The organism is Kitasatospora sp. NPDC098663, assembly GCF_044760075.1.
Lineage (GTDB): Bacteria > Actinomycetota > Actinomycetes > Streptomycetales > Streptomycetaceae > Kitasatospora.
Genome location: NZ_JBIWAP010000011.1, coordinates 3,130 through 16,498, shown reverse-complemented (window position 1 = coordinate 16,498; position 13,369 = coordinate 3,130). Strand labels below are relative to the sequence as shown.

General features: G+C 73.6%; 9 protein-coding genes and 2 pseudogenes. 7 read left to right on the top strand and 4 right to left on the bottom strand.

Features of this window, described 5'->3' with window-relative positions; genetic code table 11:
* Positions 1–306 precede the first annotated feature (306 nt).
* Positions 307–3,066 carry a M4 family metallopeptidase gene (locus ACIQVZ_RS14120; RefSeq protein ID WP_402449889.1) on the bottom strand — a complete coding sequence of 920 codons (2,760 nt, stop codon included), beginning with the start codon at positions 3,064–3,066 and terminating at the stop codon, positions 307–309.
* Between the two features lie 592 nt (positions 3,067–3,658).
* Positions 3,659–4,381 (bottom strand): MarR family transcriptional regulator, encoded by a 723-nt coding sequence (locus ACIQVZ_RS14115; protein ID WP_350881512.1) that lies wholly within the window; start codon positions 4,379–4,381, stop codon positions 3,659–3,661.
* Between the two features lie 224 nt (positions 4,382–4,605).
* Between ACIQVZ_RS14115 and ACIQVZ_RS14110 the strand changes: the two genes are divergently transcribed.
* Positions 4,606–5,793 (top strand): serine hydrolase domain-containing protein, encoded by a 1,188-nt coding sequence (locus ACIQVZ_RS14110; protein ID WP_402449886.1) that lies wholly within the window; start codon positions 4,606–4,608, stop codon positions 5,791–5,793.
* A 119-nt stretch (positions 5,794–5,912) separates the two neighbouring features.
* Here ACIQVZ_RS14110 and ACIQVZ_RS14105 read toward each other — a convergent pair whose 3' ends face one another.
* Entirely contained in the window at positions 5,913–6,767 is an 855-nt protein-coding gene (locus ACIQVZ_RS14105; protein ID WP_402449884.1) for a LysR family transcriptional regulator, read from the bottom strand.
* 80 nt (positions 6,768–6,847) lie between these two features.
* Between ACIQVZ_RS14105 and ACIQVZ_RS14100 the strand changes: the two genes are divergently transcribed.
* From ACIQVZ_RS14100 to ACIQVZ_RS14085, 4 genes are all read left to right on the top strand, one after another.
* Positions 6,848–7,342: a cupin domain-containing protein gene (locus ACIQVZ_RS14100; RefSeq protein WP_402449882.1), complete on the top strand. Its 495-nt coding sequence runs from the start codon at positions 6,848–6,850 to the stop codon at positions 7,340–7,342.
* 42 nt (positions 7,343–7,384) lie between these two features.
* A complete protein-coding gene (locus ACIQVZ_RS14095) occupies positions 7,385–7,747 on the top strand; it encodes a DoxX family protein (RefSeq protein WP_402449880.1) in 363 nt (120 codons plus the stop codon).
* Positions 7,748–7,994: 247 nt separating this feature from the next.
* Positions 7,995–8,297, top strand: a complete 303-nt coding sequence (locus ACIQVZ_RS14090; RefSeq protein WP_402449878.1) for a hypothetical protein — start codon at positions 7,995–7,997, stop codon at positions 8,295–8,297.
* 100 nt (positions 8,298–8,397) lie between these two features.
* Complete coding sequence (locus ACIQVZ_RS14085; protein WP_402449876.1) at positions 8,398–9,303, top strand: aegerolysin family protein; 906 nt, start codon at positions 8,398–8,400, stop codon at positions 9,301–9,303.
* 144 nt (positions 9,304–9,447) lie between these two features.
* Here ACIQVZ_RS14085 and ACIQVZ_RS14080 read toward each other — a convergent pair whose 3' ends face one another.
* Positions 9,448–12,138 (bottom strand): LuxR C-terminal-related transcriptional regulator, encoded by a 2,691-nt coding sequence (locus ACIQVZ_RS14080; protein ID WP_402449873.1) that lies wholly within the window; start codon positions 12,136–12,138, stop codon positions 9,448–9,450.
* Between the two features lie 718 nt (positions 12,139–12,856).
* Here ACIQVZ_RS14080 and ACIQVZ_RS14075 point away from each other — a divergent pair.
* Together ACIQVZ_RS14075 and ACIQVZ_RS14070 are read left to right on the top strand one after the other, a co-directional pair.
* Positions 12,857–13,021 (top strand): annotated as a pseudogene (locus ACIQVZ_RS14075) (hypothetical protein); the annotation flags it as partial.
* A gap of 244 nt (positions 13,022–13,265) precedes the next feature.
* Positions 13,266–13,369: pseudogene (locus tag ACIQVZ_RS14070) on the top strand (hypothetical protein); the annotation flags it as partial.

Sequence of the window (13,369 nt, the reverse complement as noted above, 5' to 3'; positions counted from 1 at the left end):
GGCGGCGCGACCACCGCGCGCGGGACGGCGAAGGGGCTGCCGAAGAAGTAGGAGAAGAAGGAGGAGAAGACGTAGGAGAAGTAGCTGGCGACATGGATGCGGTTCCCTCGGGTTGCCGGGTGATCTGGACGGCCCCAGCCTGTGGCCCGCCGCTGGCAAACCGCGCACAGCGCGCTGGCAGGCGCCCGCCGTCCACCCCGGATCCGCCGTCCACCCCGGATCCGTCGCCCGCCCCGGTGCCCGCCTCGCCGTCCGCCCCGGTGCCCGCCGGCACCGGGGCGAACGACACAGCCGTGCGTGCTCGGATCAGCAGGTTCCGGCCGGGCGGTCGCGGACCACGAGGTCGTTGCGCCCGGCGGTGGCGTCCAGCCAGACCACCCGGGTGCCCTGGTCGGCGGCGGCGTGGAACTGGCTGCCCCGATTGCAGGAGACCCGCACGGGGGTGCCGCCGGCGAGCGGCAGCTGGTACAGCTTGGGCAGCGCGGCGTTCGACCAGCCGCCGCTCGGCTGGGCGCTGCGGTGCATGAAGGTGACGGCCTGGTCGGTGGCGGTGAGCTCCATGTCCGCCGGGGTGTAGGGCGAGTCGGCGGGCAGCAGGTCGCGCACGCCGGAGCCGTCCAGGGCGCCGGAGCGCAGGGCGGTGGGGCGGGTGTCGTCGGCCGGGGCGGCCAGCCAGAGCAGCCGGTCGCCCGCGAGCTGAGGGAAGTTGAGGTACGGGGGGTCGGTGCCGTTCGGGGTGGCCACCGGGTACTGGGCGGTGACCTTGCCGGTGGCGGTCGAGTAGACCGTCGGCGCCTGGACGGTGGCCCCGTCGGCCGTCCAGGTCTCGATCCAGCCGAGCAGGCCGTCCTTGAAGGTGAGGGGCGCGGTGAGGTTGTGGCCCTCGGGCAGCGGGAGTTCCACGAACGGGCCGCCGTTGTGGGAGAGCTGCACCCGGGTGCGGCCGGTGTCGTTGTCGCTCACCGTGAGGGCGATGTCCCCGCCGGACATCCGGACGGTGTCGGGTGACTGCACGGGGGAGTGGAACACGCTGCGCACCGGGCCGCCGGACAGCTGGCGGGCCAGCACCTCCGTCCCCCAGGTGCCGGTGGCGTCGGGCCCGATCGCCAGCCAGACGGCGGAGGTGCCGTCGGTGGCGGCCCAGCCGTGGATCCGCCCGTCGTCCGGGCTGAGCCGGGTCGGGGCGCCGGGGGAGGTGGTGGAGCCGGTGTACAGGGCCGTCGCGCCCTTGCCGTTCGGGTCGGTGTTGCCCATCACCCAGTGGCCGCCGCCCGCGGCCGGGCCGACCGGGGCGGTGGCGCCGGGCAGCAGCGGGCGGGTGTCCGTTGCGATCCGGTTCTGCCAGCCGGCCTTGATCCCGTGCGCGTCGAACGCGGCGGCCACCTTGCGCAGTTCGGCCTTGCCGAGCTTGAGCGACTTCCCGGCGGCGAGCACCGCGTCGCGCCCGGCCACGAAGTCGTCGAGCGGGGTGAGGTACTCGGCCATCGCCCGGTAGACGAGGCGGTCGGCGGTGAGCGGGTCGAGGGTGCGCCGGATGTCCCACAGGGCGCCGCTGAAGATGGTGGAGTTGAGGTGCGCGCCGCCGTTGTCCAGGTCGAGCCCGGCGCCGAGGTAGTCGTCCACGGTGGTGCGGTGGTCGTCCAGGCGGCGGTTGGCGCACTCCTGGGGGGTGCCGGTGCGGCACAGGTTCTCGCCCATCAGCGGGGCCGCCGGGTCGTCCATGGACATGCCGTGCGCGGTGACGTCGATGGCGTTGCCGAAGTAGTCGGCGAGCCCTTCGTTCATCGCGCCGGACTGGCCGTCGCCGACCAGGTTGGCGGTGTGCGAGATGACGCCGTGGGTCATCTCGTGCCCGGCCACGTCGAGGGCGGCGGAGAACGGCAGGAACCTGGCGTTGCCGTTGCCGTAGATCATCTTCTGCCCGTCCCAGGCGGCGTTCGGGAAGGGCTTGCCGTGGTTGCTCACGTTCACCACGGAGACGATCGGGCCGCCCTTGCCGTCCAGGCCGTCGCGGCCGAGCCGGTCGTGGTAGAAGCCGTACACGGCGGCGGCGTTGAGGTGGGCGTCGGTGGCGCCGCTGGTGCCGGTGGAGGCCGGGAAGTCCGGCCCCGGGGAGCCGACCGGGAGAATGCCGTCGGGCAGGTGGCCGCCGACCTCGTAGTAATCCCGTCCGGTCGCGTCGTAGGTGGTGATGGTGGCGGGCCGGGTGAGGTCGACGAGTTGGTAACTTCCGTCCGGCTGGCGGGATATGTTCACCGGCACGGTACGGCCGCGCAGGTCGGGGGCGGTCCCGGTGGCGGGCTCGGCGGCGGCCGCGCCACGGGCGGCGCCGGCCCCGGTGCCGTCGGCGCCGCCGACCTCGTACGGGGCCGAGGAGTCGTGGGCGAAGGCGACCACGCCGAGCGTGGCGTCCACGTAGACCTCGCGGACCAGCGGCTCGCCGTTGCCCGGGTCGGCGGCGTGCACGGTGAAGTGCCGGGCGAGTCGGCCGGTGCCGCCGGGCAGGACGACCAGGCCGCGGTCCTCGGCGGTGGCCCCGGCCCGGGCGCGCGGGTCGGGGAGCGAGCCGAGCGCCAGCTTGCGCAGTACCGCGTCCGGCACGGTGGCGGCGGTCGGCGCCGTCAGCGCGGTGAAGTACTTGCCGCCGACCGATTCCACCCGTTGGCCGGCTCCCTCGCCGACCAGGCGCACCAGGTACTGCCCGCCGAGCACCGGTACCCCGCCGTGGTACTGCTGGAACCTGACGGTGTGCCGGTCGGCGGCCGTGCGCTCGACCGCGAGCTCGGTCAGCCGGCCCGGATCGACTCGGTACCGGTCCAGGTGGGCCGCGAGATACGCCCGGGCCGCCTCGACCGGGGCGCCGGGCGCCGCCTCGGACAGGCCGGTCACCAACTGCGGGGCGGCGGTGCCCTCCCCGGCCACCAGGGAGGGCACCGGATCGGACTCGGCGGTCGGGCCCGGCGGCGCGGCCAGGGCGGGGGAGGCGGTCACGGTGAGTGCCAGCGCCAGGCTCAAGACGGCGCCCGCGCCGAGCACCCTGGGCAGTGAACGGGAACGGTGGTGCACTGCGGTCCTCCACGGAAATCGGCAGTGACGGCAGCACGACAGAGCTGCCTTTCACGGAGGAACGGGGCACCGGACGGGCCCGGTTCAGCCTGTCGCCGCCCTCCGGTCGCCCCCGCGGGGCCGCCCCCCGCCGATCCCGTCACCCCCCGCCCGGCACACCCGCCCCGCACGACCGCTTCCCCGGGGCCCCGGGGCGTCGCCCGGCAGCGCTCGTGGAAGCATGCCTCCGCAGCGGGCCGGGGCGGTGCGACCGTCTCGGACGAACCAGACGAAGGGGCACTTCCATGGGGGACACGCCGGCCGTCACCAGTGAGGTCGCGGTCGAGATCGTCATCAGCTGACGGGTGCCGAGCCTCGGCAGCGCGACGTCCTCCGGTCGTTTGCGCGAGCCCGCCATCGCCGTCCGTCCGTCCGTCCCGTCCCCGGCGGCCCCGGCCGTCGGCACGTCCCGAGGGCCGACTGCCGGCCCACCGCGACCACCTTGTCGAAGACCCGCCGCGTGTCCGCGGATACGGCACCCGATCGGGTGCGGAGCGCACCCGCCCGGACCATTGCGCATCTCACCCGACCGCCCCGCAGGGGGTGCCCGGGATCAGCCGATCCGCGATCCGGGCCGGCTCTCCTCCCGCCACTGCCGGACGGAGCGCACGATGTCCTGGCCGATCCGGTCCAGGAAGGCCGCGGCGTCGTCCATCCGGGCGCCGGCCGGTGTGCCGGGGCCCAGTGTTTCGGCTCCCTGGCGGGCGACGCCGGCGAGCATCGTGTTCCGTTCGGCGCTGGCCAGCAGGGCCCGGTACCAGACGTCGTCGTCGATGACGTACCGCTCCCGGCGCTGCTGTTCGCCGCGTTCGCGGCGGATCAGCGCCTGGCTTTCCAGGTAGCCGACGGCCTTGGAGACGGCGGCCGGGCTGACCTGCAGCCGTTGCACCAGTTCGCCCGCGGTGAGGCTGCCGTCGTCGGTGACGTACAGGCACGCGAGGACCCGGGCGACCATTCTGGGCAGGCCGCTGTGCACCAGCAACTCGGCCAGTTCGTCGGCGAATTCGCTTACCGCCTGCGGGTCGCGGCCCTCGGCCGGGGGCGTGGTGGCGCCGGCCCGTCGGGCGGTCGCGCCGCTGCGGCGGGAGCGCTGCGCGGTGGCGCGCTGGGCGTGTTCGGCCCGGTAGTCGGAGGGCCCGCCGTTGCGGGCGATCTCGCGGGTGACGGTCGAGGTCGGCCGTTCGATCTGCCGGGCGATCTCGCCGTAGCCCAGCCCCTCGGCCAGTCCGGCGGCGATCCGGTGGCGGTCCTGCGGGGTCAGCCTGGCTCCGGGCATCCGTCCTCGTCTCCTTCCGTCGCGTGAACAGTATCCGCCCGGCTCGCCCACTGTTGCAATGGGAGCGCGACGTTCTGTTGCATTCACCGGGAGGGTCATTGCAAGAATATGGCGGCATCTAGCTGCGGATATATCCACCAGTGCCGGGTTTCGTATTGACCATTATGTGAATTTGCTCGTAGCTTCCTTCCGAACCGTGACACCACGTCGAGGGGGAACACACCATGGGAACCATCACGCGCGCAGCCGTCGCCGCCCTGCTTGCCGGGGCCGTGCCGGCCGGCGCCGCCGCCGCACCGGCGTTCGCCGTGTCCGCGCCGGACGGTGGGGGCGGGCATCCGGGGGTCCAGCGGGTGCTGGACGGGGCGGTGGCCACGGGCGGCGTGCCCGGCGCCGTCGCCGAGGTCCGGGAGGGCCGGCGTCGGTGGTTCGGCAGTGCGGGTGTCGCCGACCTCGCCACCGGGCGGGCCCGTCTCGCGCAGGACCGGTTCCGTATCGGCAGCACCACCAAGACCTTCGTCGCCACCGTGGTCCTCCAGCTCGCCGCCGAGGGGCGGTTGAGTCTCGACGACAGCGTGGAGCGCTGGCTGCCCGGCCTCCTCGACGCCCCCGGCTACGACGGCGAGCGGATCACCGTGCGCCGGCTCCTCAACCACACCAGCGGCATCTACAACTACGCGATGGACGAGAAGGTCCGGCAGGAGGCGAGCGGCCTGCCCTTCCTGCGGCACCGCTTCGACAGCTACACCCCCGAACAGCTCGTCCGGATCGCGGTCGCCCACCGGCCCGACTTCGCGCCCGGCGCCGGCTGGACCTACTCCGACACCAACTACGTCCTCGCCGGCCTGATCGTCGAACGGGCCTCCGGCGGCACCCTGGCCGCGCAGATAAGGCAGCGGATCACCACCCCGCTGGGCCTCACCGCCACCTACGAACCCTCCTTTGACGACACCGCCGTCCACGGGCCGCACGGGCGCGAGTACTCGCGTCTGGGGCTCACCGGGCCGAACCCCACCGCCTACGACGTGACGGAACTGAGCCCGTCCTGGGGCTGGGCCGCCGGCGACATGATCTCCGACGTCCGCGACCTGAACACCTTCTTCGCCGCCCTGCTGGGCGGACGGCTCCTGCCGCCCGCCCAGCAGCGGGAGATGTTCACGATGATCCCGACCGGGCACCAGTGGATCGACCAGGCGGACTACGGGCTGGGCGTGGCGGGCATCAGGCTCGACTGCGGCCCCACCGTCTGGGGCATGGGCGGTGCCATCAACGGTTCGTGGTCCTACGTGTTCGGCACCCGTGACGGCCGGCACCTGCTCGCCACCAACGTCAACGGCGACTGGGTCGAGGGGAGTTGGCCGATCGCGGTGTTCACCTCCGAGCTGGAGGCGGAGTTCTGCCCCCGCTCGTGACGGCCCCGCTCGCGCCACGCCCGCTCCTTGGCGATCCACTCGTTGTCCTGCGGGAACTCCTCGATGCCCGGCACGCGGCGGATTTCGACGGACGCCACCCTCCCGCGGGGGCCGTCCCCTCACACCTGGCGGTACGCGGCCGTGGCGATCTCGGCGAACGAGCGGACCAGCGGGTTGGTGTCGCCGTCGTTCCACGCCGCGACCACCGGGCTGGGCGCCATGTCGGCCAGCGGGACGGTGGTGAGGTTCTCGGGCAGGTCGTGTCCGAGCGGGGCCAGACCGACGGTGCTGTTCCAGAGCACGGCCTGGAGGCATTCCTGGACGCCGCGCACCACGGGGCCCTCGCGCGGGGTGCCGCCGTTCCAGTACGACTGCCACCGGGGGTCGGTTCCCGGGGGGAACTGGAACCAGCGGCGGTCGGCCAGGTCGGCCAGTTCCAGGCGGCCGCGCCGGGCCAGCGGGTCGTCGGCGCGCAGGACCGCGCCGACCGGGTCGGTGCGCAGCACGCGCACCGCCAGGGCGGTGTCGTCGAACGGCGCGCGGGTCAGGGCGACGTCGACCAGTGCGGCGCGCAGTCCGCAGGTCGGGTCGGTCAGGTCGGTGTCGCGCACGCGGATCTCGACGCCGGGGTGGCTGCGGCGGAAGGCGGCCGCCAGCCGGGTGATGCCGGGGTCGGTGCCGTCGCCCAGGATGCCGACGGTCAGGGTCGCGGCGCCGGCCGCCGCGGCCATGCGCGCGCGCATCCGCTCGGCCCGCTCGAGCAGGTCCCGCGCCTCGTCCAGCAGCACGGCCCCGGCCGGGGTGAGGGTGACACCGGCGGGGGAGCGGGCGAACAGCAGCGCGCCGCTCTCCTTCTCCAACTGCTTGATCGCCCGGCTCAGCGGCGGCTGGCTCATGTGCAGGCGGGTGGCGGCCCGGCCGAAGTGGAGTTCCTCGGCGACCGCCACGAAGTAGCGCAGGGTGCGTAGCTCCACGCTGCGACGATACCCCCCGGGTATCGTCGCGGCGCAACAGGTCTTGGACACCGGCACCGCCCCGGCGGTGGACTCGGAACATGACCGACACAGCGAAGACCAGTGAACCGCAGGCCGGCCCCACCGTCTCGGTGGTCGCCCCCGGCGACGGCGAGACGATCGTCCTGGGCACCACGCGCATGCGCGTCCTGGAGGACGGCAGCCACACCGGGCACCGCCTGGCGATGACCGAGTCCCTCCTCGCCCCGCACACCCCCGGACCGCCGCAGCACCGCCACGCCCGCCACGACGAGGGCTTCTACGTCATCTCCGGCACGGTGCGCTTCACCGTCGGGGACCAGCACCACGACGCGAGCGCGGGCACGTTCGTCATGGTCCCGCCCGGTGCCCCGCACACCTTCGCCAACGTGACCGACCACAGCGCCGTCATGCTCAGCGTGTTCACCCCCGACCTGTACGTGCAGTACTTCCGGGACCTGCGGGACATGGCCGCCGCCGGCGGGCCGCCGACCCCCGAGGCCGGCCTGCGCACGATGAGCCGCTACGCCACCGAGCCCGCCACCGACGCGGCCTGAAGCCCACGGGTCACCCACCGGCGGTGACCGTGAAAGGACGTCATGACCATCGCCTACTGGTTCGTCGCCGTACCGCTCGCCGCCTTCTACCTCTACGCGGGCGCGCTCAAGGCGACCCGCGACCGCGACCGGCTGCGCCCGATGATGGCCTGGGTGGACCGGGTGCCGCTGCCCGCGGTCAGGGCGCTGGGGGCGGCCGAACTCCTGGGCGCCGCCGCTCTGTTGCTGCCGCAGGCGGCCGGTGTCGCGCCGGGTCTGGCCGTGGCCGCGGCCGCCGGGTTCGTGCTCCTGCAGACCGGCGCGATCGCCGTGCACCTGACCGGCGGGGACCGCCGTATCGGGCTCAACGCCGGGCTCCTCGCCGCCGCGGCGGCGGCCACCTGGCTGGCCGCCGCCGGGATGTGACCGGGCGCCACCCCGCCCCGCTCCACCCCTTCGCTCCACCCCTCCGTTCGGCCCCGCCCCGCCCCGCCCCGCCGGCAGGGCCTCGGTACGCAGGCCGCGCCAAGTTCGCGGTTTTCCACGATGCCCGAGCGTGGTGATGGCGTGTCAGCCTGTGACTGCCACCGCATCCCGCAGCCGGGTCGGGGCGGGGCCGATCCGCCGCGGGTGGCCGGCCGTTCACGTGGAACGCCCAGAAGGGGTATTTGTCATGCACAGGCAAATTCGTTCAGCTTCGCTCTGCGCCGCGATCGCCGCCGCGGTCCTGGCCGGCGGCACCGCCCAGGCGTACGCCGCCGTGGCCTCCCCCGCCCGCGCCCACGCCTCCGCGACGCCCGCCGTCCAGGAAGGCGCGTCGGTGTCCTCGATCTGGCGCTGGGCCGGCCGGTACGACTCGTTCGTCGAGGCGCAGGCGGCGTACTACGTGCTGTACGGCCTGGGGAGCGCCGTCGCCCAGCTGATCGAAGAGGTCATCGTCGACGGCGCGAAGAGGTGGGAGCTCTACATCCAGTGAGCCCCCGGCGCCGGCATCGAGCCGCGCCGACCCCGGATGAGAACACGGCGGGCGCGACCCGGCGCCCGCTCGTCCAGCCTTGAAGAGAGTTGGTAGACCCATGCGACGCACGACTTCCAAGCGCGGCCTGTCCCGCACGGCCGCAGGCGCCCTGACCGCCGTGCTGATGGCGTCCGGAGCGCTCACCCTCGCCCCGGCCGCGCAGGCCGCGACCGGGCCGAGCGGGCCGCAGGCGACCGCGGACGGCCTGGCGGGGATCACCGCGGCCCGCTCCACGCAGGTCACCCTGTCCAACCACACCGCGTACGGCCTGACCAAGACGTGGGAGAAGCTCGACCACGGCTGCTGGACGAACAACATGCTGCCGCCCGACTACATCCCCACCGGCAAGGAGCCCAGCTTCGCGAGCGAGTCCTGCGGGGCCGGCACCGGGACGGAGGGGAACATCACCTACGCCTTCGCCGGCGGCGAGATCAAGATCTACTGGAACAACCCCTACGTGGGCAGCAACGGCTACAGCTGCTCCGTCCCGGCCGGGTACGCCTGCTACAAGAGCGGCGGCAGCGGGAACAACGCCGGCGTCAAGTTCGACGTCTGGCCGGCGTCCCGGTCGGCCGGTGCCGACAGCGTCGACGCGGTGGTGCCCGGCGTCACCGCCGCCCGCAGTACGAGCGTCAACCTGACCAACAACTCGGACAAGCTGCTTGTCCGTTCCGGCTCCAGCCTGCGTTGGGGCATCTGGTCCGACAACATGCTGCCCCCGTCCATGGTCCAGCCCGGTGTCACCGCGAAGTGGGCGAGCGAGTCGGACGGCTTCATGACCGGCACGGAGGGCGAGGTCACCTTCGACGTGTCCGGGGAGAGCAACAAGGTCAGGGTGTACTGGAACAACCCCTACACCGGCAGCAACGGCTACAGCTGCTCGGCCCCGTCCGGGTACAAGTGCACCTGGCAGGGCGGCAGCGGCGACAACGCCGCGATCGCCTTCACCCTGTCGAAGTCCTGATCACTGCGGACCGAACCAGCGCCCCCGCCCGGGTCACCTCCCCGCGTGACCCGGGCGGGGGCGCCCCGCCCCGCCGCCGCCCCGCACCAGCCCTGCCGTCCCCTACCTGCCGCCCCTTACCGCCCCTTGCCGTTCCTGCTGTTCCTATCGTTCCAGGATCGCCATCAGTTGGGTCCGCCGGGCGATCCGCAGTTTGCGGTAGGTGTTGGTGAGGTGGGTCTCCACGGTGCGGCGGGTGAGACACAGCGTGGAGGAGATCTGGGCGTTGGTGTGTCCCGCCGCGGCCAGTTTGGCCACGCGTCGTTCGGCGGGCGTCAGTGCGTGTCCGCCGTTCCTGTTGCGTACCCCGCCCTCGCGCAGCGCGCCCGCGGTCAGGTCGAGGAGGCGGCCGGTGGCGGGCGCCTGCCCGGCCTGCGGGGCGGGCGCGGTCAGCCGCAGGGCCACCGCGTGTGCCTCGCGCAGTGTGTCGCGGCCCTTGCGGCCGTTGCCGGCCCCGAGGTGGGCCCGGCCGAGATCGACCAGGGTCTCCGCGAGTTCCACCGGCGCGCACCCCGCCCTGAGCAGTTCGGCGCCCTCGGTCAGCGAGGACAGCGCCAGTTTGCCGCCCACGGCCGCGGCGTGTGCCCGCAGCGCCCGGCTGATGGTGCGCGCGGTGCCCCAGGTCCGGGCGTGGCGCAGTTCCTCCTCGGCGAGTTCGCGGGCTTCCTCGCGCCGTCCGAGCCGTACCAGGGCGAGCGCCGCTCCGGAACGCCATGGTGTGGCGACGGGGCTGACGAAGCCGTGGGCGCTCTGTCCGGCTCCGCAGGCCAGGTAGTCGTCGAGGGCGGCCTGCCAGCGGCCGTCCGCCGCGTGCAGCAGGGCCCGTGTGTAGCCGAGCTCGTTCCACTCCCAGGAGCTGTCGCCGCCGCGGGGTCCGGCCAGTGCCACGGCCTCCCACGCCCCGGCGCGCCGGCCCCTCTCGTGGTGTGCGGCCGCCACCATGGCCGCCAGGTGGGGGAGTCGCACGCCCTGTCCGGCGGTCGTCTCCACCAGGGGGGCGTTCTCGGTGATGACGCGGTCGAACTCTCCCGCCCACAGCGCGGCCTCGGCCCGGACGCTGAGCAGGCACTGCAGGCCCACGTCCGTCAGGTCCGGGGGGACGGGCGGGGCGGGCAGGCACCGGCCGGTCAGCTCGCGTGCCTCCTCCAGGCGGTCCGCCCACTGCAGCAGGGTGGCCGCGCTGCCGAGCCAGGCGGTCCGCAGGCGCGGGTCCACCGGGGCGGCCAGCCGCGGGCGCACCCGGGCGAGCGCCTCGGCGGCGGAGCAGAGGCCGGCCCCGGCCTCGTACTCGGTGATCAGACCGCACACCAGCGGCTCGATGGCGGGCGGCGCGGTGGGGGCGAGCGCGCGCAGGCCGGCGACGGCGCCGCGCCAGGCGTCGTTGTCGTGCGAGGAGACGAGCGCGGCGAGGGCCTGCAGCACCTGGACGAGTTCGCCGTCGTCGGCGCCGCGGCCGGCCTGGTGGAGGACCCGCAGCGCGGTGCCGGGATCGCGGCCCGCCACGAGGGCCGCGCTCAGGGCGGTCGCCGCCCTGGCCCGCTCCCGCAGATCGCTGTGCAGTTCCACTCCGGTGTGGAGCCTGCGGATACCGGCGCTCGCGTTGCGCGCGAGCTCCAGCGCGCCCAGGCGCATGGTCAGGGCCGCGCGCCGGTCCGGATCCAGCGGCCCGCTCAGGGCGTGGCGCAGATACGCGGCGGACTCCGCGACGCGGCCGGCGCGCACCGCCTCCTCGGCGGCCTCGGCCAGCGAGCGGGCCATCCACGCCTCGCCGGGCCGCTCCACCCGCAGCAGCCGGGAGGCCACGGCGGTCGCCGGCGCACCGCTCTCGTCGAGCAGCTCCGCGATGCGGGTGTGCAGCGCCGTGATCTCCTGCGGCTCGGCGGCGGCGAGCACGGCCTCGCGCGCGAGGGGGTGGCTCAGCAGCCTGTCCAGACGGCGCACCGACCGCTCGTCCGGCGAACGCCTGGACGAGCAGAGACCGGCGAGCTGACGGCGAAGCCCGGGGTCCCCGGCCACCCCTTCCTCCGCCGCGACGGCGAGAGCCAGACAGGCCTGACGCAGACACGGATCCACCCCCCGCCCCAGCCAGTCGGCGATCGCCTCGCGGTAACGGCTGCGGGAGCGGGCGGCGGGCGGGCGGGGCAGCGGCCCGTCACCGAGATCGGCGACCAGCGCCCGCACCAGCGCCGGGTTCCCGGCCCCCGCCCCGACACACGTCACGACGTCCTCCCGGCCCAGACCGGCGCCCCGGGCGATGCGCACGACCGCGGACACACTCAGAGCGCGCAGGACGACCGACACACCCGCGGGAGAAGGAAAAGGCCCCGGACCGGACGGGTCACCGCACTCGGTGACCACCAGCAGGACGGGAATCTCCGCGATCCGGCGGGCCAGGTAACCGATCCAACGCCGGGACGGCTCGTCGGCGTGATGGAGGTCGTCCACCGCGATCAGCACCGGCCGCTCGGCCGCCCAGCGGGCCAGCCGCGTCACCCACCGGTGGAACAACCGCTGCTCGTCGGCCCCGGCCGGCACCGCGAACGGAACGGCCCCGTCGTCCGCGAAGAGCTGCCGCACGAGCCCGAACGCGAACTCCGCCTCCTCCGGTACACCGCGCACCCGCCCCACCCGCATGGCACCGCCGCCCGCCTCCTGCCGCACGACCGCCTCCAGCGTGGCGCTGCGCCCCATGCCGGCCACCGGCGCCGAGAGCAGGACCCAGCGCCCGCCGCCCGCCCGCGCGGCCGCCCCTGCCGCCGCGGCCGCGCCCAACACCTCGTCGCGCTCCAAGAGCATCCGCGCCCCTTCCCCTTCGTCCTGTTCGTCCCGCGCCGCCGCCCCGGGCCGTGCGTCACCCGCCCGGACACCGGCTTCCGCGGCGATACCGCGGCCCCGGTTTGATCTTCACCCCGGGGCGACGCACGTCAGCCCGCCGCACGAAAAACGGCGCGATCGCGTTCATGACAGAGCTTGATCCCGCCGCTTTTATCACGTTTCACCCACGAACTTTCCACCCACGACAGAGACACGGCAGCAAACACCCACCCGCGACCACCGACCACCGCCCGCGCCCCAGTTCGTGCCGACACGGACCGCGTCCCCCAACGCACCACACCGACCGACAACCGAGACCCCCTCGATCCCAGCCCCCACAACCCCTCTCGGACGCCCCATTCCGAACGACGCGGACAATTCCGAGACCCACGGCAGCAAGCCCACCCACGGCAGCAAGCCCACCCACGACGACGAATCCCGCCAACCCCCGGCTCATGCCCGCGAAACACACCGGACCCCACCACCAGCCACCCCGAACCCCGCCCCACACCCCCGACCCGCCGCCGTCACCACACCCCCAACACCAGATATTTCAGGGCTAAGAGAACCTCCGCCAACGAACAACCCGACAGCCAGAAAACCCATGGAACAGCCACACGGACAAGGCCCCACCACCACCACAGAACCTCAATTCCAGGGTTAAAAATGGACTAGTGTAGGGCGAGGAGGTGGAGTTCCGATGCCCACACAGGACGAACTGTTCGCAGCAGTGGACGCGCTACTGAACGACCCAGGCCCGCAACTGCCGGAGCCAACCGAAAGAGCACGCCTCCGAGAGGCCGCCGGAGTCACCCAAGCGCGACTGGCCCAGGTACTGAAGTCAACCGTGCAATCCGTGAAGAACTGGGAAGCCGGCCGCTCCGAACCAAGGCCACCACGCCTGGAGGCCTACGCACGCCTCCTCGAAGGCTGGGCCCAACAGCACCCCGCCCCCGCCCCCGCCGCCCGAACAGTCGAAGAGATCCCGGCCGCCTTCGCCCCGGCCACCACCCCCACAAACACCGAGCCGGAACCCACCACCGACAACACCGCGAACCCGAACGACGACAGCCCCCGCCCCGACCGCAACCCGCCGGAGAAACCAGCCCAACAACCACAACCACAACCACAACCACAACCACAACCACAACCACAACCACAACCACAACCACAACCACAACCACAACCACAACCACAACCACAACCACAACCG